A 24,693-nucleotide genomic window follows, 5' to 3' on the forward strand; every position below is an offset into this window, starting at 1 on the left:
CACACCTCTTCCATTTATCATGATCACTTTGAGTTGAAAAAAAGAAACACAACAACCTTCTCTCTCTTTTTGAGAGTAATCGGGTTATGGTTATCTCACCTGCTTAAACAAAAAAAGAAAGAGAGGATTTTCCCTCTCTTTATCCCTATGTTGATGATTTAGCCGTTATTCGCGTTACTAGGGAAAACCACTGGGCATTGTGCTGGAATCGTAGGTGCCGGGCATGGTGGGAATGGTAGAATATCACGTGGTTGACAGAATTCCGCTACAAGCTCTAATGTTACACCAAAAGTAGATTGAATGCTTTGGCATAGACGAACAGTTAAGGTAACATCTAATTCATCTGCCTCAGTTGTCGTACCTTCATCACATACAGCAGTACATACAAAGCAATCTAAATCTGTATACGTTACATTTATGTCTGTTCCATCTGGCGCACAAAGAATTACTTGTTCACAACGTGTAAATTCTGCTGTACCGACTTCTACCTGTGTTCCGCCAAGTGCTGGCACTAAGTTTACAAAAACTGTTACGTCAAAATTTTTGCGAATGTTAACAATTTGTAATGTTACTTCTTCATCGTCTACGATAAATACTTGGTCTTCACGGTCCAATATAACAATTGGATCCGTTTCCGCAGGAGCAACTACACATGACACTGTATCTAAATCAATATCATCACATTCCAGCTGGTCACCAGTTACCGGGTTAATTGGTAATTCTAAGTCTGGTAAGTTTAGATCAAATGTAGCTTCATTTAAGATCCAGTCGTATACCTTCTCTGTATTAATACACAGAAGCTCCTGCCCTCCTGTTAGATTATCCATTTGCATCGAGCAAACACCTCCAAATAAGATTACTGTCCATATAGCCTATGACAATACACCAAAAAATGTTTTAGTGAATTTGCGGAAATATCATGATATTTGGGAAGTTAGGTGAATATCATATGATAAAAAAGATTCCGCAATCGAAAGACAACCATGAGTTTCTTCAGTACCAGCTTATAAATCTGAATAAAACAGCACATTTGTCACGAATTGGTGTTTCATCAATATTATATTAATGTGCAGTGAAAAGGGTGAATCGTCATGTATCAATATAGGCTCTATAATTATGAAGAAGTTGAAAAATTAAAGCGAGATCTCGACGTTTATAAAAAAGCCATAGAAACTTGGAATGAAGATGATTTTATCTTATATATGGAAACTCAGGAAGATGTAGAAGCAATGAAAGAAGAATTAGCTAACTATAAAGGAGAAATGAAGGCTATGGAAGAAACCTATCAAAAGCAAACAGAGCACTATGAACAGAAGGAACAGAAAATGGCTGCTCAGATCCATGCAATTAACCACTCCATTCAACAATTAAAAAAAGATGTTCACAGTATAAAAGATGATGTGAAAGAAATACGTATTAATGAATTACTGGAAAAAATAGATCAAATAATTGGAAATACAGACACAGAATTACAGGAAGTAAAAAAGAAAATACAGGAACAGAAAAAAGAGTTCCAGCAAGTCACCAACAAGCTACAAGCTTCTCCCAGCAATCAACAAATAAAAAGCCGAAGAAGTGAATATCGACAACTTCAAAATATGTTGAATGCACCAAAGGCTAAAAGTCATCTATCTCCCCCGCCTAATAATAGGATGATGACCAATCCAAAAACGCATCAGCAATCTGAAGGTACTAAAATGATTAGGGTAGAAAACGGCAGGAAAATTTTCCACAATTCAAAATACGAATTAAATAAGAATATTATTATAAAAAAGAGAACAGCAAAAGTTGCTCCTGAAAGTGTGACAGATGGAGCAAAAGGGAAAGATGCTAGTAGGAAAGATGGAGAAATAAAAGTCGAGAAAAAAGATAATACAGTAACAACTAACAAAGAAATGGAAAAGAATACCCAACTTCCAGATCGTGTACAACCTAACCAACAGCAAGAGCATGATGTCAAACGAGAGGCTACCTCTACGACTCCGGAATTATCTATTTCCCAAGAATCAACAAATACCGTACCGCCTTCAACAGTTGCACAAGAAAAACAAACACTTACTGTTACTCCACAACCAGACAAAGCTGTTGAAACCGATGAGGCTACAGAAAAAAATGAAGAAAACAGCTCACCAAATGGTATCAAAAAAACATGGTTATTAGCAAAATCATTATGGAAAAAATAATTTCTATACACTACGGTGAAATCAATCCAAAAAGGGAAGGAACAGGTTTTAGCTGTTTTCATATCCAGCCTACTACGAAAGCTGTTCCTTCACCATACCAAGAAAAAATCAATAAAGAAGTAACAATCTCCATGAGTTACAATGAACGCTTCTAAATATTATTGACTCTTTTCTTGCTGAACTTTAAGTAACTCTTTTAATGAACGATGAATATTTTGAAGTGCTATTAAAATAAAACCTAACATGATAAAAGTAATGATTTCACCAGTAATAATGGAAACGATCGCAAGAATCACTCCGTATAGAGAATAGAAGAAATAATTCATTATTAGTCCCCTTTCTTATGTATAGTTATAAATAGCTTCTTAATCATTTTAACACTTTGTATCCGAGAGGTAACAAAGGCTTTTTATCGGGTGAAAATTACTCCCTTGAAGAATAGGACATACTATCGTCCATCTTGCAGGCATGGCATTAATCGTAAAAGGTCATGTGTTGTTTATCTTGTTTGTAGTAATCGAGGCGATCTTTTAACGTACCTGTATGAAACTCAAATTTATGGCCATCGGGATCGGTAAAATAAATCGATTTTTTATCTTTAAGATCTCTTTCTCTTCCTTTTAAAATATTCACATTTAATTGCGTTAATTTCTCTACTGCAAGTTCAAATTCGTGCTCTTCGATAGAGAAAGCCATATGCGTATAGGATCGGTGAATTTCATTCCGTGGAATATCTTTTTCAAGATTAAGAGCAAACCAGTGCCCTACTAGATCTAGGTAGGCAGTGTTGATACCTTTTACTAATAATTTCGCATCAAAAACTTCTTGATAAAACTTTATCGATCTCTCGAGATCAGAAACAGAGATGCAAAAATGATTGATTCCATCGATTTTCATTGAATTAAGCCCCTTTCCAGAGTTAATAATGCCTTCATAACTAGATCACAGTCGGGAACATTAATAGGTAAATCATATTTTACCTCCACGCCTTTAATAGTTTCATAATTTGGTAGTTTTCCCAGCACCAGTCAAGATAGCACTTGTTATCTTGACTGTTTGTTTTATTGAACAAATAACCTACTCTTCTTCCATCATAAAATCCTTCTTTACTTTAATTTATTGATCATTTATTTTTCTTAACTCAAAAATGCTTTTTCTCCAAATATAGCTTGCAATTCTGCTATCAGTTTTTTCAAATCTCCTTCTGTTAACCATTCTTTTTGTATTTGCTCTTCTTTTCCGTTGTCCATGATTAATAAGATCTGATCTTTTCTTTCAACGATACGGTTGACATCTCGATATTCAATTTTCTTATGTGAAATTAAATTTGGACGATACAAGGATATGTAGTCCTTTTCCACTCTTAAATACACTTTACTTGGTAATTTAAAATAAAAAAACATCCGACTGATAGCAAATAAAATTAATAATCCATATAGGATAATCGCAATAATTAATCTAGTATTACTTAAGTTGAAAGACATAATCATCCCTACGATAACAATACCGAGTACATATAGTGACCAGTTAATCATATATTTTTTCCATTTTATATCGGGGTTAAATGTAATTCGCAAAAAATCACTCCCAAGCTGAAGTAGATCTTGATGGATATATTTGTTAATATAACCTTTTTTCCATTATTATATAAATAATCTCCTTTTTCAATAATTCCATATAGATTATAATGAACATTATCGATTAAAATTCAAAGCGTTGGGGTGTATTATGAAGCAGATATATACAGAAGTGATCCAATTCCGAGGTCCACATTATCAATTCGGTTATATGCAAGGACAACAATTAAAAAACTCCTTTCTAGTACTAAACCGAGATAGACAGTGGAAAGTCCGAATACCTCGTTTTATTATTAATGTGAAAGAAACCAAATCAATATTTCAGCAATTGGGCTCGTTCATTTGGGAGGAATTAGAAGGATTACAGGATGCTTTGGAATGGCCGATGGAACGCGTATTGCTTGAATTCGGTGGCTACCGATTGAACGTACAGCGGTCAGGTTGTTCGATTTTTGTCGGTAAGGATTATATGATTCGCAACTATGATTATCATCCTAAAACCTATGACGGCCGTTTTGTTGTATACCAACCGGTAGATCACGGTTATGCATCGATTGGTGTCAGTCAACGTGTAACTGGAAGAAGTGATGGCATGAATGAAAAAGGACTTGTTTTAGGATATACGTTTATTAACCGAAAGCGTCCTGGAGATGGATTTGTCTGTCACATGGTAGGTAGACTTGTTCTAGAACTCTGCGCCAACATTTCAGAAGCAGTTGAATTATTAAAAGAACTTCCTCACCGTGGTTCATTCAGTTATGTATTGTTTGATGGCGAAAGTGATGTGGCAACTATTGTCGAAACATCGCCTCGTGGAGTAGAAGTACGAGAAGGTAACACATGTACCAATCATTTTGAGATAATGAAAAAAGAAAACCGTTATCACTTGGATGATTCAAACAAGCGATTAACAGCTATGAATGATAAGCATGATACCGTTTTAACAGGAAGAGAAGCCTTCCGGATGTTGAACGATTCCGATCAGGATCTTTTTTCCAAGCAATACCATAATTGGGCAGGTACGATACATACATCGGCCTATTTCCCACATTCATTATCTTCATGGATTGCCCTAGGCGGAGATAAGAAACCAGCTATATTTGATTTTAGTGAATGGCTAACAGGGAACGATTTCCCCGTAGAGCGGATTGAAGGAGAAGTTGATACAGATATTCCTTTCTTACATATGGAACGGGCAGATTGGTTTAAAAAGTAGAGTGATAAATCAAGTTGTTAGATATGTATTAAGCAACAGAAAAACCAGTTATTCCATATGTAGAATAACTGGTTTTCACCTAACTTCTTGATAGCAAATATGATTATTATACTAGAGCGTTTCATCTCTATATGACTGTGTACTAATTTTTTCTTCTCCGAATGGATATATATGTTAGGAGCTTGCTTTAATTATTCTTATCATCGCTTTGAAAGCTGCGCTATGACCATAACCGCTACTTTGATTGATCGTACCTGTAAAATATAGATCTCGCTCAGGATTATAAAAGGCAAAGGAACCAGTCTGCCCCCAAAATCCTAGTATTTCCTTAATCGGTTTCAACGGCGAGACGATTCGTGGCACCCATAGCTTTTCCAATCCAATGCCATAAAAGAATTGACCAGGTAAAAAGATTAAATTCCATTGCTTGAGTTCTTCCAGTTCCTCCTTTGGAAAAAAATGACCATTGAAAAAAGCTTTTAAAAATATCATCGTTTCCTTAGCAGTCGACACGATACCCCCTTCTGGGGCAATGGAAGACATATACAATGGGAGATGTAAAGGATTGGATTTGTAGTAGAAAGACACAGGTTTGGTATCATTTATATCATCATATACATACGTTTTTGATAGATGCAGCTCATCAAAGATCAACATTTGAAACACTTTTGAAATGTTCAACCCAGTAATGTTCTCAATAATTCTTCCAAGAAGTTGATAGTTTGTATCTGAATAATTGACTTTCCAACTTTGTCCTGGCTTAAACATTGGTTTTAGTTTTTTTACTAAAGCCAATGTTTTTTCTAATGACCAATCCTGATCTTTGCCATTGAAGAGCTCTGAAGCAACTGTTTGACCATTGAATTGTTTATAGGCGAAATAATCCGGTATACCAGATGTATTGGAAATCAAATGTTTAATGGTAATGTCCTTGGAATAATCAACCCCACCTAAAACGTGAATACCACGAACGATATCTTCAGATAAATAGTTTGCTATCTGATCTTCCAATTGTAATCTATTTTCCGCCTGTAATTTCAAAACAACTGCTGTTACGTATAATTTTGTAACACTAGCAATAAAATATTGATCATCTCTCTCCATGTTACCCGCTGCACCGACCCAAGAGAAATCATTGTCGCCTGGTTCGACACAAAGCACAGCTCCGAAATTGTTTCTTTTTTTAATCATTTGCTTGACAGTCTGATGAAGAAACGATTCATTCAAATTTTTGACCATTGTTAGGTCCTCCTGTTTGACGTAATGGATTCGAGAAGACTGTTGAGCTCTTCTTCCTCGTTTCTAACCCTTTTTCTTTCGTTGACGAGTAGCAGTCACAACATCTTCAGCAACACTGTCTAAAATCTTTTTCATTTTTTCTAAATCGAATTTCTCTTGAAGCAAACCATTAGCAAGCATGACAGATAGACCGATTTGAAAAGCTCTCATTTTAAATAAAATAATCTTGAGTTCCTGGTCTGTGAAACCTTCAAGCTCCGGATCTTTTTTCATGTGGGCGACAAGTTCATCCCCCATCTCTTGATCATAATCCAACAAATAATCATTTGGTTTCATCACAAAATCTCTGAACAGCATAGGGAAATCCTTTGCAAACTGAAGACTGGCATAGCCTATATCGCCGAATGGGTTTCCGGTATTTTGTTCTTTTAACATCTGCTGACTTACATCTACGATCTTTTTAACCACTGCCTGTTTCAGTTCTTCCACCTCATTGAAATTAACATAAATAGGGGCAATCGAACTTCCTAATTGGTCGGCGACCTTCCTTATGGTAATACTGTCGATCCCATCTATTTTAGCTATGTTAAAAGCAGCATCAACAATTTGTTCCTTGGAAAATTTATTTTTGGGTGGCATGACAGTCACTCCTTCTATGATTACAATTTTTTAGTATATAACAATTTGATATATAACTATTGATATATATCATTAATTATACATGGTGATGAAAATTTGTAAAGGCTTTTATAACCATAGACTAAAAAGTTATTTTTAGTGATTGTGAAAAAGATCGAATTTATCCTGGATGAGGATGCTGTAGGTTATTTCTCATGATTTTTAGTTTTTTACTAGTAACATTCACCTGTTTTATAACTACTATATGTACTGTACTATTGCACCAACAGAAAAACCAGTTATTCCATATGTAGAATAACTGGTTTTCATCTAAAGCTCTAACTCGCCCATTCGCAATAATTCCACTACAGCTTGTGAGCGCCCCTTTACACCCAACTTCTGCATGGCATTTGAGATATGATTCCTCACAGTTTTTTGCGAAATAAACAACTCTTCGGCGATTTCCTTTGTTGTTTTGTCCTGTACTAATAGTTCAAACACTTCTCTTTCCCGTTTCGTTAATAATTGCTTCGGCTTGTAGTCATTATCCTTCAAATGTGAACCCCTCCTTGCTAACTTTAGGGCGTTGAAAATAAGAGGGTAATTACTTAGTCAATCTTATAATATGTTAACCACAGAAAAGGTGTGCTCTACAAACGTCTAAATTGGCAACAAGTTTTTTTGATCGTATGATTATTATACTTACATTCATTACTTACGCTTGAATAGAAAATTGATGTGTAAAGTACATCTTTTATCAATTTTATTGGCAGCTCCGTATGTTTTACTAGCAACTTTTACTACTTTACTGGCAGCTCCGTAGTGTTTACTTGCAACTTTTAGCACTTTACTGGCAACTTCCATTCCAACAGAACCAACAGAAAACCCTTCTCCATAGCGGAGAAGGGTTTTTCGAATCGATTTAATACGCGTTGTCGCTTCCGAAGAAGTTTTTAAATGATTGGATGTTCGTATCACGGTTGAGTGCTGCGATCGAAGTTGTTAAAGGAATACCTTTTGGACAAACTTGGACACAGTTTTGTGAGTTACCACATCCTGCGAGACCGCCATCTTCCATTAATGCTTCGAGACGTTCGCTCTTATTCATCTCACCAGTAGGATGAGAATTGAACAGACGTACTTGTGACAATGGCGCAGGTCCAATGAAGTCGGACTTGCTGTTTACGTTCGGACATGCTTCTAAGCAAACACCACATGTCATACATTTAGACAATTCATATGCCCATTGACGTTTTTTCTCTGGCATTCTTGGACCAGGGCCAAGATCGTGTGTTCCATCAATTGGGATCCACGCTTTTACCTTTTTCAAGGAGTCGAACATACGACTACGGTCTACGACTAAGTCACGAACAACCGGGAATGTCGACATTGGTGCTACACGGATTGGTTGTTCTAATTTATCTACAAGCGTGGAACAAGCTTGACGTGGTTCCCCATTAATCACCATTGAACATGCTCCACAAACTTCTTCCAAACAATTGGATTCCCACTGAACTGGTGCTACACGTTCTCCATTTGCATTAATTGGGTTTCTTTGAGTTTCCATTAATGCGGAGATAATATTCATATTTTTACGATAATTTACCTTGAAAGTCTCCTCATAAGGAGGAGAATCAGGGCTGTCTTGACGAGTTACAATCAGCGTAAAGGTTTCCTCTGCCATTCCTCGCTACCCCCTTTTATTTTTTCTTACTGTAATCACGTTTTCTCGGTTTAATTAATGATACATCCACATCTTCATATTCAAATTTTGGCGCATTATTTGCTTCGTCATAAGATGCCTTTGTTGTTTTAAGCCATTCTTCATCATTACGATCAGGAAATTCTGGTTTGTAATGTGCTCCACGGCTTTCATTACGGTTATATGCTCCTTGTGTAATTACACGTGCTAACTGCAGCATATTCTTTAATTGACGAGTAAACATAACACCAGCGTTATTCCAACGAGATGTATCATCCATATTAATATTTTCCCAACGTTCTAGTAATTCTTGGATTTTTTCATCTGTTTTTAATAGTTTTTCATTTTCACGTACTACTGTTACGTTATCAGTCATCCATTCTCCTAATTCTTTATGGAGTTGATAGGCATTTTCACTACCACGCATATTTAATAACGCTTCGAAGTTATCTTCTTCTTGTTTTAATTGCTCATCAAAGATAGCCGAAGATACATCTTCAACTGTTTTTTCCAGACCATCCATGTAGTTAATCGCATTAGGTCCTGCCACCATACCACCATAGATAGATGATAATAATGAGTTAGCACCTAAGCGGTTTGCCCCGTGTTGTGTGTAATCACACTCACCAGCAGCAAAAATACCTGGAATATTGGTCATTTGGTCGTAATCAACCCACAGTCCACCCATGGAGTAGTGAACGGCTGGGAAGATTTTCATTGGTACTTTACGAGGGTCTTCCCCAACAAACTTCTCGTAAATTTCAATGATACCACCAAGTTTAATATCTAATTCTTTCGGATCTTTATGAGAAAGGTCAAGGTATACCATGTTTTCGCCATTGATACCTAATTTCTGATTAACACACACATCAAAAATTTCACGTGTTGCAATATCACGAGGCACAAGGTTACCATATGCTGGATATTTCTCCTCTAAGAAATACCATGGTTCTCCATCTTTATAAGTCCAAACACGACCACCTTCACCACGAGCAGATTCACTCATCAAACGAAGTTTATCGTCACCTGGAATGGCTGTTGGGTGGATTTGGATGAACTCACCATTTGCGTAAATTGCACCTTGTAAATAAAGAGCTGCAGCTGCAGAACCAGTATTGATAACAGAATTAGTAGATTTACCAAAAATAATACCAGGTCCACCAGTAGCAAAAATAGTAGCATCCGCCTTAAAAGCCTTTAATTCGTGAGATTTAATGTTTTGCCCGATAATACCGCGGCCAATTCCTTCGTCATCAATCACAGCCGAAACAAATTCCCAGCCTTCATATTTTGTTACCAAACCTTGTACTTCATAGCGACGAACTTGCTCATCTAAAGCATATAATAATTGTTGTCCTGTAGTCGCGCCAGCATATGCTGTACGGTGATGCTGTGTACCACCGAAGCGACGGAAGTCTAGTAAACCTTCTGGCGTACGGTTAAACATTACTCCCATTCGATCCAGCATATGTATAATTCCAGGCGCAGCTTCACACATTGCTTTTACTGGTGGTTGATTGGCTAAAAAGTCACCACCGTAAACTGTATCATCAAAGTGTTCCCAAGGAGAATCGCCTTCTCCTTTTGTATTTACTGCTCCGTTAATTCCACCTTGTGCACAAACTGAGTGAGACCTTTTCACAGGTACAATTGATAACAGATCGACATGTACACCTGCTTCTGCTGCTTTAATTGTGGCCATTAAACCTGCTAGACCACCACCAACAATAATAATATTGCGATCACTCATATATACTCACTCCCTTTACTCCTACTACTTATTAAACGAACGCGAATAATGCGCGAATACCGATATATGTTACTGCTAAAAATACTAATAATGTTGCATATGTAGCAATTTTTTGCGAGCGTGGTGTAACGGTAATTCCCCAGCTTACTAAGAAGCTCCACAAACCATTCGCAAAATGGAATGTAGTAGAAACTACACCGATCACATAAAACCAGAACATGATAGGATTAGCCAATATATTTTCCATTAGGCTGTAATCCAACTCTTTCGTTCCCATTCCAATTTGTACGCGTGTCTCCCATACGTGCCACACAATAAATACAAGTGTGATAATACCTGTGATTCGTTGCAGATAAAACATCCAATTACGGAAGAATCCATACCTTCCTACATTATTTTTCGCAACAAATACAATATACACACCTAATACGGCGTGGAAGATAATAGGAAGAAAAATAATAAAGATTTCAAGTACGATACGGAATGGTAATTCATGCATAAAATGGGCTGCTTTGTTAAAGCTTTCAGGTCCATATACAGCAAAATGGTTGACAACCAAGTGCTGAATTAAAAAGATCCCGATTGGCACAACCCCTAGTAATGAATGTAACCTGCGATAAAAAAATTCCCTATTCTCCACCTTCTGTGTACCCCCCTCTAGTTCAAATCATATTCAACATACGCTTCTTTTCTCTAGCACTCTATTTGTTAAAGCGCTTTACATCCCGTTATGTGGATTTTTCTTTCGTTTCATCCCTTTTAACGAGACATCCCATCCAAAGAAATTCGTATATTGGTACCACAACTATTGTACTTCTATCAGGAAAAAGCGTCAAGAAAACGAATTCTTTTTCTTTCCAAATTGTCGAATATATTACTCAAATATAAAGAAAGTTACTTTCGAACGATTGCAGAAATAGCAAAAAAAAGAGATAATAGTTACATAGATTGTTAGGTTTGAATGAGTAAGAGAGGGGACAAAATTAAGTGACAAATAAAAAGACAAACATTGCTACTGTACTAGCGAATCTTCAAACAACGAGCAGTGGTTATGATTTAATCCGATATATCGGATTACCTGATATGCTTGGTCAGGATTCCGATCTAATTTTATATGTTATGGGCAAAAATTTGGCCAGACAAGCAGAATGTGCATCAGCAGAAGAGATCAAGGAATTTTTTCAATTTGTTGGCTGGGGAGATTTATTGTTAATGCAAGAAAAGCGAAGTGGATTTATCTATGAACTAAGCGGCGATTTAATTAAAGCCCGCCTGCAAACTATAGAAAATATTGACTTTCAGCTCGAAGCTGGATTTTTAGCGGAAGCGATTTATCGCATAACGGATAAAGACTGTGAATGTGTAGCTGAAATCAAAAAAGAACAAGTTATTTTCCATGTTTTACATAATTAAAAGCCCCCATTTCGACTGATTGGCTAATGTGGCCACACTTTGTGGCCAACGCCGAGAGGGATCGAAAAGGGGCTTTATTCTTCTTCTTGAAGATGGTTTAGTATTTTCTCTGCAACTGGCCTCGGAATCCCTAATTTCACAATAGAGTCAACCGATGCCTGCTCTATTTCCTTAACAGATTTAAAATGAGTAAGTAACAATTTCTTCCGCTGTGCACCTACTCCTTCGATATCATCCAACTTAGAATGAAAAGCACTCTTTCCCCTTAGCTGACGGTGAAAAGTAATAGCAAACCGATGGACTTCATCTTGTATTCGCTGTATAAAATAAAACTCCTGTGAGCGTCGATCCAGTTCTACTACTTGTGGCGGGTCACCATACAACAATTCACTTGTTCGGTGCTTATCATCTTTCGCTAATCCGCATAACGGAATGTCCAAGCCTAATTCATTTTCCAACACATCAATAGCTGCTGACATCTGACCTTTTGCACCATCAACGACGATTAAATCTGGAAGTGGTGCTCCTTCTTTTAACACTCTTTTATACCGTCTACGAATAACCTCCCGCATTGTCTCATAATCATCCGGGCCTTCGACGTCTTTAATTTTATATTTACGATATTCTTTCTTCGCTGGCTTCCCATCAATAAAAACCACCATAGCTGAAACAGGGTCCGTCCCTTGGATATTCGAATTATCAAATGCCTCAATGCGGTGTGGGGTTTCTATATGCAGTTTTTCACCCAGACTTTCCACTGCACGAATAGTCCGTTCTTCATTCCGTTCTATTAAGCTGAATTTCTCTACTAAGGCAATTTCCGCGTTTTTCTTTGCTAATTCTACTAACTCTTTCTTGCGACCTCGCATCGGAATATGAACATCTACCTCTAATAATTGCTTTAATAACTCAACATCTGTCGGAATTGGTACAAGAATTTGTTTAGGTTTCGGATGATGGTGGTGCATATAAAAACTACCGATAAAACTAAGGAACGTTTCCTCTGCCTCATCATAAAAAGGGAACAATGAAACATCGCGTTCAATTAATTTCCCCTGACGGATGAAGAAAACCTGTACACACATCCAGCCTTTGTCATAGCTAAAATTAAATACATCACGATCCACCTGATCTTTCATCGTCATTTTCTGTTGTTCCATTACCGCTTCAATATGCTGGATTAAGTCACGAAATTCCTTTGCACGCTCAAAATTTAACGCTTCTGAAGCTGCTATCATTTTATCTTTTAACTCCGCTTTTATTTTCCCGTGTCCACCGTTTAAAAAACTGGAGACCTCTTGGGTGATTTTTTGATATTCTTCCTTAGAAGGTGGAGTGTCCGCACATGCTAAACATTGGCCCATATGATAGTAGAGACAATGGCGCCCTTTCGGATTGTTACATTTTCGCAAAGGATATAACCGGTCTAACAATTTTTTCGTTTCTCTTGCCGCTAGTACGTTAGGATATGGCCCAAAGTATTTCCCCTTGTCCTTTTTGACTTTTCTCGTAATAATCAAACGTGGATGCCGTTCATTTGTAATTTTTAAAAATGGGTACGATTTGTCATCTTTCAACAGCACATTATATTTTGGATCGTATTTTTTGATCAGGTTCATTTCCAAAATTAATGCTTCTATTTCCGAACTTGTCACGATATATTCAAAATCTCTGATCTCACGAACAAGTCGCTGGGTTTTTTGATCGTTTGCTCCAATAAAATAAGAACGAACCCTGTTACGTAGAATTTTTGATTTCCCCACATAGATAACAGTTCCATGCTTATCCTTCATCAAATAACAGCCAGGTTGTGCTGGCAATACTGCTAATTTCTCTTTAATATGCTCGTTCACCATTTATTCCCCCCCTTACTTTCCGTAAATTTCTATCTATGTATAAAAAGCTGTTGCTTCAGGGATTTATTCAATCTAAATTATATTATAGTAAAAAATAACTCTTTCCGTAAAGAATCCCTTATTATAGAAGGAGATCTATAATAAGGGATTCTCATGTTTGGATTATGCGTGTTTGTTGATTAATTCAACTAGTGCTTCTTTTGGCTGGTATCCAACTACTTGGTCCACTACTTCACCATCTTTGAAGAGGAGCAATGTTGGAATACTCATAACACCAAATTTTCCAGCTGTTTCTTGGTTTTCATCTACATCAAGTTTCACGATTTTAACAGTATCGCTCATTTCACCATCTATTTCTTCTAGCACTGGTGCTATCATTTTACAAGGTCCACACCAAGTAGCCCAAAAATCAGCTAATACTAGTCCCTCGCTAGTTTCATTACTAAAAGTACTATCGTTTGCTGCTACAATTGCCATTAAGAATTCCTCCTTTATTCCGATTTCTTTACAAGTATAACATTGACAAAAAAATCATCCTAATACTTTGCTTATTCATTATTATATGATGACAGCAATATACTATACAGTCATTACATAATAGATGCCAACAGCTAAAAAGATGACGGCAATAACGATCAATACATATGCTAAGGTTTTCACAATGCCACTCCTTTACCACGGCGCTTAACGGACACTAACTCCAAAAATATTCGCTAACGGTGCTAGAACAATATAATGGTAAGGAAAATCCGACAGTTAGTATCTCGACTCCATCACCGCTATGACAAATCATTCAGATTTTCTATTCCTTCTTTTTGTTATGACCAGCCCCACCTATTGAATACTTGACCCGATCACATAGGATAATCCGACGGAGATAACCAAGGATATAAAACCGACAGCACGGTTATCCTTAGCAATCTCTTCATCGATTTTATAGGTTGGTGTTAAAAATTCAAAAATAAAATACCCAAATAGTAGTAATAAAAAGCCAAACCCGCCCCATGCAATACTTTCTAGGATAGTATCATTGTGTTCGATTGAATAGCGAATAACATTAGCAATTCCAAATATTTTTCCGCCTGTTGCCATTGCAACACTTAAATTTCCTCGTTTAATTTCCACCCAATTCTTATAAGAAGTGACTAGCTCGAAAATAACGAGAAATAATATTAAACAAAGTATGGCAACACTATATCGGGCTGCGGTTTCTACAAATATATTTCCCCAAAAGTCAGACATGACATGGCCTCCTTTTATTTTAATTCTAGAACTGTGACTCCCTGGCCGCCTTCACCCATATCACCATCACGTGCACTTGTTATTTTGGAATGCTTGCGGGCAAAATCCTTCACACCTTTTCTTAGAGCACCGGTACCTTTTCCATGGATAATTGAAACTTTATTATAGCCTGCAAGCAGTGCATCATCAATATATTTCTCCAGTTGCTGTATGGCGTCTTCAAAACGCTCTCCACGCAAATCTAACTCTGGTTTGACATGATATTGTGAGCCCCTAACTGTTGCTAATGGTTTTTCCATTTGAGGTTCTTCTCTTCTAATGAATAACAGATCTTTTCGCTTGGCTTTCATCTTCATAATTCCAACCTGAACCTGAAATTCGTTTTTTCCCGTTTGTTCTATTATCGTCCCTTTTTGATCTAATGTTAACAACCGTACCTCGTCACCTGGTCTTAACGCTTTCGCTTTGTCTTCATCAATTGTTGGAGTGTGTTTCTCCTGTTTTTTCGTGAGATCAGGTCTTGCTTCATTTAATAATTTTTTTGCTTCAATCCACTCATGCTCTTTTAACTCTGCTTCTGTTTGCAAATTGCGTAGCTCAGATACGATCATTTCTGCTTCTTCACGAGCTTTTATAACTGCTTTCTCAGCCTTTTCCTCTGCTTTCTTGTATAATGCTTCTCGGTCTTTTTCAAATTGCTGCCACTGTTTTTCCAAGTCTTGTTTCAGCTGTTCTGCTTCTTCTAAAATAACATGTGCATCCTCATAATCCGTTTCCGCTTTGCGCCTGGAATCCTCAAGAGAAGCAATCATATTTTCGACACTTTTCGAATCGGTGCCAATATGGCCTTTTGCCTCTTCAATGATCGATTCATTTAAACCGAGGCGCTTGGAAATTTCAAAAGCATTACTCCGTCCAGGTACACCTATTAACAGTCGATATGTAGGCTTTAATGTTTGAATATCGAATTCAACCGATGCATTTATTACACCATCACGGTTATAGCCATATGCTTTCAACTCTGGATAATGGGTAGTTGCAATCACACGAGCGCGTTTACTAAGCACATAATCAAGAATCGACATAGCAAGTGCAGCACCTTCCTGTGGATCTGTACCTGCGCCTAGCTCATCAAATAAAAGTAAAGATTTTTCATCAAAGCTATCTAAAATATCTACGATGTTTGTCATATGAGAAGAAAACGTACTTAAACTCTGCTCAATCGACTGTTCATCTCCGATATCAGCGAACACATTTGAGAATACCGCTAACTCGCAACCATCTTGCGCTGGAATCTGCAAGCCTGATTGTGCCATTAGCGTACATAATCCAACCATTTTCAAGGTTACCGTCTTACCACCAGTGTTAGGCCCTGTAATCACTATAGCAGTAAAATCTTCACCTAATTCCACATCATTGGCAACAACTTCCTCTACAGAGATTAATGGATGGCGGGCCTGTTTCATTTTAATGATACCTTTGTCATTCATCTTTGGCCTGCTTGCTTTCATTTGATGGCTCAATTTAGCTCTAGCAAATATGAAATCTATCTCCGCTAATGCTTCGACATTTTGCCGTAAAAATCCTTCATCAGCAGCAATTCTTTGGGACAACTCTTTCAAAATTCGTTCGATTTCCCTTTTTTCTTCGACTCGTGCTGCTTGTAATTGATTATTTAATTCTACAACCGATTGTGGTTCCATAAACAATGTTTGCCCTGAAGCTGATTGGTCATGAACAATCCCACCGATAGCGGAGCGATATTCTTGCTTCACCGGTAATACGTAGCGGTCATTACGAATCGTGATAATAGCGTCTGATAGCATTTTTGCTTTTGTTTTAGTAAAGTTATCCAAACGATCACGTACTTTATTTTCATTCGTGCGCATTTTAGAACGCAAGCCTCGTAACTTGTCAGATGCCCCGTCCATCATGTGCCCATGATCATCAATACAATTTTTAATTTCTCGTTCTAATTCATTTAATGGGACAATTTGATCAGCTAATCCTTGGATAATCGGTAATTCGATATCCTCCAATTTATCAATAAAAAGTTTCAGTTGTTTTCCGCCGTAAATCGTGCTTGCTACATCGAGACACTCATGTGTACTTAATATTCCCCCAATAACTGCTCTTTTCACACTTGGTTTAATATTAACGATTCCTCCAAGCGGAACATTTCCTTTTAAACGGATGATATGATAGGCTTCGTCTGTTTCCTCATGCCATTTCACAACTTGATCGAGATCCGTTGATGGTTTTAGCTTGCGTATTTTTTCGATTCCTAGCGAGGAAGCTGCTTGTTCAGCTAGTTGATCCATAATTTTTTGAAATTCTAACACATGAAGAATTCGTGTGTTCATAAAACGGACCTCCTTCCATTTATTCCGCTAAATATTTCATTAAATCTGCTTTTGTCCACGTGTTAACGACGGCTTGTTTACTAAGTTTCCCTCTTCTCGCTGTTCCTACACCTGTTGTCATGTCTTCTAACATGGCATAACTGTGAGCATCAGTATTAATCGCAATCTTCACCCCTTGTTGTTGTGCTTGTTCTACCCACTTTGCTGCTAAATCCAGACGATTTGGATTGGCGTTCAATTCTAGCATCGTATTCGTTTCACTAGCTTTTTGAATCAGCCATTCCACATCAACAGGATAGCCGTCTCTTCGTCCTAAGAGTCTTCCAGTTGGGTGAGCAATCATATCGACATGTGGATTTTCAAGCGCCTGCAGTAAACGTTCATGAATTTTTTCCTGAGGCTGCTTAAAACTAGAGTGAATCGATGCGATCACAAAATCAAGTTCTTGTAAAAAGTCATCATCAAAATCCAATCGGCCATCAGGTAAAATATCCATTTCAACACCTGCAAAAATATGGATATCTGGGTGTTTAGCCTGTACTTGTTCAATCTCTCTCCGTTGTAATCTTAGACGTTCTTCATTTAATCCATTGGCGACACGCAAAAACTTGGAGTGATCAGTAATCGCTATATATTCATAGCCTTTTTCTTTGGCACGAATCACCATCTCCTCTAACGATTGAGCACCATCACTCCAGGTAGTATGCATATGCAAGTCTCCACGTATGGCCTCTTCATCAACTAAATCAAACTCAGCTTTAGCCAGTTCTATTTCATCTTTTCCTTCACGTATCTCTGGCGGAATATAGAAAAGTCCAAAGCTTTCATAAAATGCAGCTTCTGTCGCAAATGTTTCAACTTTTCCAGTTTCTATATCTTCCACACCATATTCGCTAATTTTTTTGCCTTGTGCTTTTGCTAGTTGCCTCATAAGAACATTATGATCCTTGGAACCAGTGAAGTGATGTAAGGTTGTCGCAAATTCCTTCTCTGTTACTAAACGGAAATCGACACTAATATCATAACGTCCCTCTACTACTATCGATACTTTTGTATCTCCGGCAGCAATTGTATCAATCAGATCCTCAAATTGTAACAGCTTTTCACGCACTGCTTCCGGCTGATCCGTTGCAATGATAAAATCCAGATCCTTCACAGTCTCCCGAAAACGACGCATACTCCCCGCAATAGAAAATTGCTTGATCTCATCGATAGTATGAAGAAAAGCTTCAATCTTCTCCACTATTGCTACCACCATCGGAATCGGTAATCGCTCAGGTCTATTCCCAGCATTATTTAATGCTTCTACTATCTTTTCTTCTGTCTTTTTACCAAAACCCTTTAACTCTCGAAGTGCCCCTTGTTCACATGCTTCTCTTAACGTTGTTTCATCTACGATGTTCAGCTCTTGATAGAGTTTTGCCATTTTTTTACCACCAAGCCCTTGGAGATTTAATAGTGGTATTAATCCTTGTGGTACTTCTTTCTCTAATTGCTGTAACGTATCTGATTCGCCATTTTCGATAAATTCATTTATTACCGCAGCCGTTCCTTTGCCGACTCCCTGTAATTTCGTAAAATCGTCTATCTCTGTTAAAGAACGGTCATCTCGTTCTAGTGCTTGTGCCGCTTTACGGTAAGCAGATATTTTAAAAGGATTTTCTCCTTTCAACTCAAGATACGTTGCTATTTTTTCTAACAGTTTGATGACATCTTTTTTGTTAACAGACATCTTCTTTCCCTCGCTTTTTTATATTTTACAAGTGAAATACCCTTGCTTACTTCAACTGCAAGGGTAATAAAAATTAACCATTATTGAATGGGTCATTCTCAAACAAAAACGTCGTTAATTTTTCCGATAACACTGGTGTATTTTCAATAATATTGGTAGCAATAAGGGAACCATCGATATATTCCTGGATAAATGAAACAGGTGCTAGTGCTAAAATATATAACACAATAAACATAAGCAAATAAACTTCAATAAATCCTAAAATTGCTCCAAGCCAACTATTAAAAATCCGCAATATTGGTAGATCTGCAACAAAATCAAGCATTGTTGCTATGATTTGTAAGAGTATTTTCGTAACGAAGAATAATACCCCAAATGCAATTGCATTATAATAGGCCGCTTCTAATGGTAACGACTCTAAAAAGACAGCCCATGAAGAATCAGACATTAATTCAGGATACGGAATCCATAATTCTAATTTCGAAGCAACGTCATCATAATATGTAGCTGCTACGATAAAAGCGATAATGAATCCAGTAAGATGAAGTACTTGTAGTATAAAACCTCTTCTGAGACCGACAAGCACCCCAACAATTAATAAAAAAATCAGTATAAAATTAACCATGACAAAATTATTCCTCTTTCTCCTCAAGTAATTTTTGCAACACTTCAAAATCTTCTTTTAATTTAATATAATCATTCATTGTATTTACAGCTGTCAGCACAGCTAAGTTAGTGGAATCTAATGATTTATTTAGAGCGTGTATTTCACGCATTTTTTCATCTACTAAATTTGCTACCACACGAATTTGTTCAGGTTTTTCATTTCCTACAATATTATATGATCTTCCATATATATCAACAGTAGTTCGCGATTTTTCTGGCTGGGACACCTTGATTCCCCCTTATAGACAAATAACCTTAAAATTAATATTAACATGAAGCTCACAAATAGAAAACTATTCTGATAAAACCAATCTTTGTTATACTTATAATAAAAGCGCTAGGCGAACTAATTTAAAACCTAAATGGAAGGTAAAATCATGAACATTGGAAGTTCGTATATTCTGAGCGCTTTTATCAATGAAGAAAGGACGAATACTATTGTCAACTGTAGTTTTACAATTTCCTCAAAATGAGTTATCTCACATAGAGGATTATTACAAAAAATATATTATCAAAGAACCCCCGAATAGTCTTTTCTTAGCAAAAATCAATAACGTGACTGTTACTGCCTATCTATCAGGAAAAGTGATGTTCCAGGGTGCTGGCGCTCAACAAGAAGCTGCCAAATGGAATAAGTCGGCTACAGAGAAAACATCTAAAAGCCATTCAAAAAGTTCCGTTAATCACCATCATTACCAGCCTCCTGAATCTTTGTTCACACATGCCCATATCGGTACAGATGAAGCAGGAACAGGTGACTATTTTGGCCCAATTACTGTCAGTGCTGTTTATGTCTCAGAAGAAAAAATACCTCTATTAAAATCAATGGGTATTACTGATTCCAAAACGTTAACAGACCGCAACATTGGCATGCTTGCTAAAGAAATAGTCCGAGAGAAGATTCCTTATACTTTGTTAACATTGGATAATATTAAATATAACAAACTTCAGAAAAAAGGTTGGAATCAAGGTAAGATGAAGGCGATGCTTCACCAACATGCTATCCAAAAGTTATTGACAAAAATCGACAACTCACCCCTACATGGTATCCTAATTGATCAATTTTGTCAGCCATCTTCTTATTTGAAACATATTAGTCAAGAAGGGTTACAATTAGCAAAAGACACTTTCTTTATGACAAAGGCTGAAAGCTATTCAACTTCTGTTGCTGCTGCTTCGATTATTGCTCGTGCTAAATTCGTAAAGGAAATGGACGAGCTATCCAATCGATACGGTTTTACCATTCCAAAAGGAGCTTCAAGCAAGGTCGATGAAGCTGCTGCTTATTTTATCAAGAAAAATGGTTTCGATGCATTATCAAACGTGGCAAAAACACACTTCGCTAATACAGAAAAAGCAATCAAGTATATAAAGTGAAGCTTCTCTTAGCAGGAAATTTTATTTCCCGGCTGAGGGTCGAGTATCCGTTTCTCCCACTTAGCTTCTTCGATTTACATGAACTTGTACAGAGACGGTGTTAACCGCTCCGATGTGATTGCTCCGTTTTCCATAGGCTTGGTGAATAAAAGCATATATACTTCTTATCTCAAAACAAAGACTGCAACTTATAATTGTTGCAGTCTTTTGATTTATCCTCTTAATTCTGCCTGATGTTCACTTGCTACTGCAGCTAAAATCGCTTGGTAAGATGCCTCTACTTCTTCATCGGTTAGCGTTCTTTCAGGGTCTTGATAGAACAAGCTAAAAGCTATAGATTTCTTTCCGTCTTCTAGATGCTCGCCTTGATAGACATCAAATACTTGAATATCCTTGACCAATTCTCCACCCGCTTGTGCAATCGTTGTTTGTAATTCACCAGCCTGTACAGCTTCATCGACAACTAATGCGATATCTCTTGTTACGCTAGGATAACGTGGTATCTTCGCAAAACTTGGCTCGTTTGCATGAATATGAAGAAGGTAATCGATATCGATATCCCATACATATGTTTCTTTCAGGTCATAGTCTTTCTGTAATTGCGGGTGCACCTGCCCTGCAAATCCAATTGCCCGATCATTAACAAATAACTGCGCAGTTCTACCAGGGTGCATTCCATCCACTTTCGCTTGTTTAAAGGTAACGTCAAGATTCAAGGATTCAAATAATGCTTCCAAGATGCCTTTTACGACAAAGAAATCAACCGCTTTTTTCTCCTGCTGCCATGGATGTGTAAGCCATTCACCTGTCAAGGCCGCTGCTAAGCGTAATTTTTCTTCTGGTTGTTGTGTTACTTTTTCCTCTTTAGATAGGAAGATACTGCCTAATTCGTAATACGCTATATTTTCTTGTTTTCTCGCTAGATTGTAAGCTACAGAAGCTAACATTTCAGGTAAGATGCTTAAACGTAACGTACTGTGTTCTTCACTCATTGGCATTGCTAAGGAGACAGGAGAAATCAACTCTTCTGCTACTTCCGGACTGACAAGCTCCGTTGCCCGTTCCTTACTTGTTAATGAATAGGTAACCGTTTCAGATAGACCAGCACCTTCCATGAATCGCTTGATATGACGTTTTAATTCCTGCTGTTTTGTTAGACCTCCTGCTTGAGCACCACCGCTAGGTAAGGTGAAAGGTAAATGATCATAGCCATAAATACGTGCCACTTCTTCTACCATATCTTCAAAAATGACAATATCTTGGCGGCGTGTTGGAGCATAAACAGTAAAGGTTTCACCATCCTGCTCATAGTTAAAGTTTAATTTACGAAGGATATCCGCAATTTCATCATCGGAAATATTCGTTCCTAACCGATCATTAATAGTAGAAGTCCAGATAGTTACTGTTTGTTCTGTCAAATCTAATTGGCCATCTTCTACAATACCATCTAAAACTGTGGCACCCGCATATTGCTGCAGCAATTGGCAAGCACGCTCACCAGCCTTACGTACACGATTAGGATCTACTCCTTTTTCAAATCGATTACTTGATTCACTACGTAAATCGAAATCCTTTGAAGCTTTACGAACCGTCTGTCCTTCAAAATAGGCCGCCTCTATTAAAACTGTAGTAGTTTGGTCTGAAACCTCTGAATCAGCACCACCCATTACTCCGGCAAGGGCAACAGGCTCTTTTCCATTGGTAATCACTAAATGTTCACTAGTTAATATTCGTTCCTGATCATCTAATGTTACGAATTTTTCGCCTTGATTTGCCATTCTGACAACTACTTCATTTGATCCGAACTTGTCAAAATCAAATGCATGTAATGGCTGTCCATATTCTAATAATACATAGTTTGTAATATCTACCACATTATTAATCGGGCGAATACCTGCAGCCATTAAATAATTACGCATCCATAGTGGTGAGGGGCCAACTTTGACACCCTTTACTACAAATGCACCGTAATATGGATTTTGTTCGGTAGCTTCGACTGTCACAGAAACATGACTCTCTGCTTTTTCTTCTTCTGTATGATAGTCGGTATGTGGTAGGCGAATTGGTACATCCAAAATAGCTGCTACTTCATAAGCAACACCAATCATACTTAATGCATCTGATCGGTTAGGAGTTAAGCCAAGCTCTAAGATAATATCATCCAGATTCAGTAGTTCCGTTACATCTGCACCAATTGCTGTATCTTCAGGAAAAACGAAGATGCCACTCGCAAATTCCTTTGGTACGAATTTCTCTTCCACTCCTAATTCTTGTAGGGAGCAAATCATTCCATTTGATTCCACACCACGTAATTTTGCTTTTTTTATCTTAAAGTTACCTGGTAATACAGCACCAGGTTTTGCCACGGCAACCTTCTGACCTTGTGCAATATTTGGTGCACCACATATAATTTGGAGCTTTTCATCCCCAACATTCACTTGACATAAATTTAATTTATCTGCGTTAGGATGCTTTTCACAGCTTTCCACATAACCGACAACTACATTATTAGCTGGACTCGCAAAACGCTCTAATCCCTCTACTTCAATCCCTGATTTGGTAATACGCTCGGCCAAATCTTCAGGGGATAATTGATCGATATCTACATAATTTTTTAACCAATTTAATGATACGAACATCGTATAGCCTCCTTCTTATGCTTGATGATACTGCTTCAAGAATCGAATATCGTTTGTATAGAAATGACGAATATCGTCGACCCCGTATTTCAACATGGCAATTCGCTCTGGACCCATTCCAAATGCAAAACCGCTATAAACCGTTGGATCATATCCCGCCATTTCCAATACACGGGGATGAACCATTCCAGCTCCAAGGATTTCAATCCAGCCAGTTTGTTTACATACACTACAGCCTTTTCCATTACATACTTTACAGGATATATCCATTTCAACAGATGGCTCTGTAAAAGGGAAAAAGCTAGGACGCAAACGAATTTCGCGATCTTCACCAAACATTTGCTTTGCGAATCGATCTAGCACTCCTTTTAAATCACTCATGCGTACATTTTTGTCCACATACAGCCCTTCGATTTGAGTAAATTGATGGGAGTGTGTGGCATCATCTGTATCGCGACGGTACACTTTTCCTGGACAAATCATCTTAACAGGTTGTTTATCTTCCATTGCATTCATCGTTCTTGCCTGTACAGGCGATGTATGAGTACGCATCAAGATTTCTTCCGTAATATAGAACGAATCCTGCATATCACGTGCTGGGTGCCCTTTTGGCAGATTAAGTGCCTCAAAGTTATAATAATCTGTTTCCACTTCTGGACCTTCTCGCACTTCAAATCCCATACCAATGAATAGGTCTTCTATTTCTTCCACAATACTTGTTAAAAGGTGTGGTCCGCCTGTTGGTACAGGTCTTCCAGGCAATGTCACATCAATTGTTTCTTCTTCCAGTTGTTTTTCCAGCTCTGCTGCTTCAATATTTGCCTTTTTGCTATCGATCGCCTCTGCGATATTTCCACGAACCTTATTGGCTAGTTCACCAATCACAGGTCGCTCCTCTTTCGATAATTTACCCATGCCTCTTAATACTTCTGTAATCGGTCCTTTTTTTCCTAAGTAAGCTACCCGTACATCTTGTAATTCTTTTAGTGAGATTGCTTCGTCTATTTGTTGCAGTGCTTCTTTTTCCAATGCTTGTAACTGTTCTTTCATTTTGTGAACCTCCTTTTTTCATTTCAAATAAAAAAATCCCGCCCCAGGTAAAGGGACGAGACTGTATGTA

The 24,693-nt window shown here is 37.6% G+C and carries 23 protein-coding genes and 1 other annotated feature (1 of these 24 only partly in view); of the genes, 4 read left to right on the forward strand and 19 right to left on the reverse strand.

The annotated features are described in order from the left end of the window. Positions 1-158: 158 nt before the first annotated feature. Positions 159-833, reverse strand: coding sequence for a hypothetical protein (locus ACTNEP_RS06405; protein WP_441160923.1), 675 nt, complete (start codon positions 831-833; stop codon positions 159-161). Positions 834-1,091: 258 nt separating this feature from the next. Here ACTNEP_RS06405 and ACTNEP_RS06410 point away from each other — a divergent pair, with 258 nt between their 5' ends. Next, positions 1,092-2,183 (forward strand): hypothetical protein, encoded by a 1,092-nt coding sequence (locus ACTNEP_RS06410; protein WP_441160925.1) that lies wholly within the window; start codon positions 1,092-1,094, stop codon positions 2,181-2,183. 158 nt (positions 2,184-2,341) lie between these two features. Here ACTNEP_RS06410 and ACTNEP_RS06415 read toward each other — a convergent pair whose 3' ends face one another. From ACTNEP_RS06415 to ACTNEP_RS06425, 3 genes are all read right to left on the reverse strand, one after another. Continuing rightward, positions 2,342-2,509, reverse strand: a complete 168-nt coding sequence (locus ACTNEP_RS06415) for a hypothetical protein (protein WP_441160926.1) — start codon at positions 2,507-2,509, stop codon at positions 2,342-2,344. Positions 2,510-2,657: 148 nt separating this feature from the next. Continuing rightward, the gene (gene fosB, locus ACTNEP_RS06420) at positions 2,658-3,080 is read right to left on the reverse strand and encodes a metallothiol transferase FosB (RefSeq protein WP_441160927.1); all 423 of its coding nucleotides are present in this window, start codon (positions 3,078-3,080) and stop codon (positions 2,658-2,660) included. A gap of 239 nt (positions 3,081-3,319) precedes the next feature. Then, complete coding sequence (locus tag ACTNEP_RS06425; protein ID WP_441160928.1) at positions 3,320-3,760, reverse strand: hypothetical protein; 441 nt, start codon at positions 3,758-3,760, stop codon at positions 3,320-3,322. Between the two features lie 151 nt (positions 3,761-3,911). Here ACTNEP_RS06425 and ACTNEP_RS06430 point away from each other — a divergent pair, with 151 nt between their 5' ends. Further along, positions 3,912-4,976: a C45 family autoproteolytic acyltransferase/hydolase gene (locus ACTNEP_RS06430; RefSeq protein WP_441160929.1), complete on the forward strand. Its 1,065-nt coding sequence runs from the start codon at positions 3,912-3,914 to the stop codon at positions 4,974-4,976. A gap of 174 nt (positions 4,977-5,150) precedes the next feature. Here ACTNEP_RS06430 and ACTNEP_RS06435 read toward each other — a convergent pair whose 3' ends face one another. From ACTNEP_RS06435 to ACTNEP_RS06460, 6 genes are all read right to left on the reverse strand, one after another. Then, positions 5,151-6,215, reverse strand: coding sequence for a serine hydrolase domain-containing protein (locus ACTNEP_RS06435; protein ID WP_441160930.1), 1,065 nt, complete (start codon positions 6,213-6,215; stop codon positions 5,151-5,153). 63 nt (positions 6,216-6,278) lie between these two features. Continuing rightward, entirely contained in the window at positions 6,279-6,854 is a 576-nt protein-coding gene (locus ACTNEP_RS06440; RefSeq protein WP_441160931.1) for a TetR/AcrR family transcriptional regulator, read from the reverse strand. A 309-nt stretch (positions 6,855-7,163) separates the two neighbouring features. After that, entirely contained in the window at positions 7,164-7,388 is a 225-nt protein-coding gene (locus tag ACTNEP_RS06445) for a helix-turn-helix domain-containing protein (RefSeq protein WP_441160932.1), read from the reverse strand. A 367-nt stretch (positions 7,389-7,755) separates the two neighbouring features. Next, entirely contained in the window at positions 7,756-8,517 is a 762-nt protein-coding gene (gene sdhB / locus ACTNEP_RS06450; protein WP_441160933.1) for a succinate dehydrogenase iron-sulfur subunit, read from the reverse strand. Positions 8,518-8,533: 16 nt separating this feature from the next. After that, positions 8,534-10,285, reverse strand: a complete 1,752-nt coding sequence (sdhA, locus tag ACTNEP_RS06455) for a succinate dehydrogenase flavoprotein subunit (RefSeq protein ID WP_441160934.1) — start codon at positions 10,283-10,285, stop codon at positions 8,534-8,536. A 31-nt stretch (positions 10,286-10,316) separates the two neighbouring features. Continuing rightward, complete coding sequence (locus ACTNEP_RS06460) at positions 10,317-10,925, reverse strand: succinate dehydrogenase cytochrome b558 subunit (protein ID WP_441160936.1); 609 nt, start codon at positions 10,923-10,925, stop codon at positions 10,317-10,319. Between the two features lie 347 nt (positions 10,926-11,272). On the opposite strand from ACTNEP_RS06460, the gene ACTNEP_RS06465 reads away from it, so the two are divergent. After that, positions 11,273-11,698 (forward strand): DUF2507 domain-containing protein, encoded by a 426-nt coding sequence (locus ACTNEP_RS06465; protein WP_441160937.1) that lies wholly within the window; start codon positions 11,273-11,275, stop codon positions 11,696-11,698. Between the two features lie 74 nt (positions 11,699-11,772). Here the strand turns inward: ACTNEP_RS06465 and uvrC are convergent, their stop codons facing one another. The 7 genes from uvrC to zapA all read right to left on the reverse strand — a co-directional run bounded on the left by uvrC (position 11,773) and on the right by zapA (position 19,784). Continuing rightward, complete coding sequence (gene uvrC, locus ACTNEP_RS06470; RefSeq protein WP_441161109.1) at positions 11,773-13,551, reverse strand: excinuclease ABC subunit UvrC; 1,779 nt, start codon at positions 13,549-13,551, stop codon at positions 11,773-11,775. 165 nt (positions 13,552-13,716) lie between these two features. Continuing rightward, positions 13,717-14,031: a thioredoxin gene (gene trxA, locus ACTNEP_RS06475; protein WP_441160938.1), complete on the reverse strand. Its 315-nt coding sequence runs from the start codon at positions 14,029-14,031 to the stop codon at positions 13,717-13,719. Between the two features lie 357 nt (positions 14,032-14,388). Beyond that, positions 14,389-14,796 (reverse strand): DUF350 domain-containing protein, encoded by a 408-nt coding sequence (locus ACTNEP_RS06480; protein ID WP_441160939.1) that lies wholly within the window; start codon positions 14,794-14,796, stop codon positions 14,389-14,391. Positions 14,797-14,810: 14 nt separating this feature from the next. Beyond that, a complete protein-coding gene (locus ACTNEP_RS06485) occupies positions 14,811-17,159 on the reverse strand; it encodes an endonuclease MutS2 (RefSeq protein ID WP_441160940.1) in 2,349 nt (782 codons plus the stop codon). 19 nt (positions 17,160-17,178) lie between these two features. Then, positions 17,179-18,891, reverse strand: coding sequence for a DNA polymerase/3'-5' exonuclease PolX (gene polX / locus ACTNEP_RS06490; protein WP_441160941.1), 1,713 nt, complete (start codon positions 18,889-18,891; stop codon positions 17,179-17,181). A 73-nt stretch (positions 18,892-18,964) separates the two neighbouring features. Continuing rightward, positions 18,965-19,516, reverse strand: coding sequence for a CvpA family protein (locus tag ACTNEP_RS06495; protein ID WP_441160942.1), 552 nt, complete (start codon positions 19,514-19,516; stop codon positions 18,965-18,967). Between the two features lie 7 nt (positions 19,517-19,523). Further along, positions 19,524-19,784 carry a cell division protein ZapA gene (gene zapA / locus ACTNEP_RS06500; protein WP_441160944.1) on the reverse strand — a complete coding sequence of 87 codons (261 nt, stop codon included), beginning with the start codon at positions 19,782-19,784 and terminating at the stop codon, positions 19,524-19,526. A 211-nt stretch (positions 19,785-19,995) separates the two neighbouring features. Between zapA and rnhC the strand changes: the two genes are divergently transcribed. Further along, entirely contained in the window at positions 19,996-20,934 is a 939-nt protein-coding gene (gene rnhC / locus ACTNEP_RS06505; protein ID WP_441160945.1) for a ribonuclease HIII, read from the forward strand. A gap of 212 nt (positions 20,935-21,146) precedes the next feature. On the opposite strand, the gene pheT is transcribed toward rnhC, so the two are convergent. Further along, the gene (pheT, locus tag ACTNEP_RS06510) at positions 21,147-23,573 is read right to left on the reverse strand and encodes a phenylalanine--tRNA ligase subunit beta (RefSeq protein WP_441160946.1); all 2,427 of its coding nucleotides are present in this window, start codon (positions 23,571-23,573) and stop codon (positions 21,147-21,149) included. Positions 23,574-23,588: 15 nt separating this feature from the next. Continuing rightward, positions 23,589-24,623: a phenylalanine--tRNA ligase subunit alpha gene (gene pheS / locus ACTNEP_RS06515; RefSeq protein WP_441160948.1), complete on the reverse strand. Its 1,035-nt coding sequence runs from the start codon at positions 24,621-24,623 to the stop codon at positions 23,589-23,591. 48 nt (positions 24,624-24,671) lie between these two features. Beyond that, positions 24,672-24,693 (reverse strand) — a binding site (T-box leader) (it continues 215 nt past the right edge of the window).

Source organism: Gracilibacillus sp. HCP3S3_G5_2 (assembly GCF_052063305.1).
GTDB lineage: Bacteria > Bacillota > Bacilli > Bacillales > Amphibacillaceae > Gracilibacillus.

What these genes read in the sequence shown, in the direction of transcription:
- ACTNEP_RS06485 (WP_441160940.1), bottom strand. Translation starts at nt 17,159, where the DNA reads ATGAACACACGAATTCTTCATGTGTTAGAATTTCAAAAAATTATGGAT.
- pheS (WP_441160948.1), bottom strand. Translation starts at nt 24,623, where the DNA reads ATGAAAGAACAGTTACAAGCATTGGAAAAAGAAGCACTGCAACAAATA.
- trxA (WP_441160938.1), bottom strand. Translation starts at nt 14,031, where the DNA reads ATGGCAATTGTAGCAGCAAACGATAGTACTTTTAGTAATGAAACTAGC.
- ACTNEP_RS06405 (WP_441160923.1), bottom strand. Translation starts at nt 833, where the DNA reads ATGCAAATGGATAATCTAACAGGAGGGCAGGAGCTTCTGTGTATTAAT.
- ACTNEP_RS06415 (WP_441160926.1), bottom strand. Translation starts at nt 2,509, where the DNA reads ATGAATTATTTCTTCTATTCTCTATACGGAGTGATTCTTGCGATCGTT.
- fosB (WP_441160927.1), bottom strand. Translation starts at nt 3,080, where the DNA reads ATGAAAATCGATGGAATCAATCATTTTTGCATCTCTGTTTCTGATCTC.
- ACTNEP_RS06435 (WP_441160930.1), bottom strand. Translation starts at nt 6,215, where the DNA reads ATGGTCAAAAATTTGAATGAATCGTTTCTTCATCAGACTGTCAAGCAA.
- sdhA (WP_441160934.1), bottom strand. Translation starts at nt 10,285, where the DNA reads ATGAGTGATCGCAATATTATTATTGTTGGTGGTGGTCTAGCAGGTTTA.
- ACTNEP_RS06480 (WP_441160939.1), bottom strand. Translation starts at nt 14,796, where the DNA reads ATGTCTGACTTTTGGGGAAATATATTTGTAGAAACCGCAGCCCGATAT.
- polX (WP_441160941.1), bottom strand. Translation starts at nt 18,891, where the DNA reads ATGTCTGTTAACAAAAAAGATGTCATCAAACTGTTAGAAAAAATAGCA.
- ACTNEP_RS06440 (WP_441160931.1), bottom strand. Translation starts at nt 6,854, where the DNA reads ATGCCACCCAAAAATAAATTTTCCAAGGAACAAATTGTTGATGCTGCT.
- sdhB (WP_441160933.1), bottom strand. Translation starts at nt 8,517, where the DNA reads ATGGCAGAGGAAACCTTTACGCTGATTGTAACTCGTCAAGACAGCCCT.
- pheT (WP_441160946.1), bottom strand. Translation starts at nt 23,573, where the DNA reads ATGTTCGTATCATTAAATTGGTTAAAAAATTATGTAGATATCGATCAA.
- ACTNEP_RS06495 (WP_441160942.1), bottom strand. Translation starts at nt 19,516, where the DNA reads ATGGTTAATTTTATACTGATTTTTTTATTAATTGTTGGGGTGCTTGTC.
- ACTNEP_RS06430 (WP_441160929.1), top strand. Translation starts at nt 3,912, where the DNA reads ATGAAGCAGATATATACAGAAGTGATCCAATTCCGAGGTCCACATTAT.
- ACTNEP_RS06410 (WP_441160925.1), top strand. Translation starts at nt 1,092, where the DNA reads ATGTATCAATATAGGCTCTATAATTATGAAGAAGTTGAAAAATTAAAG.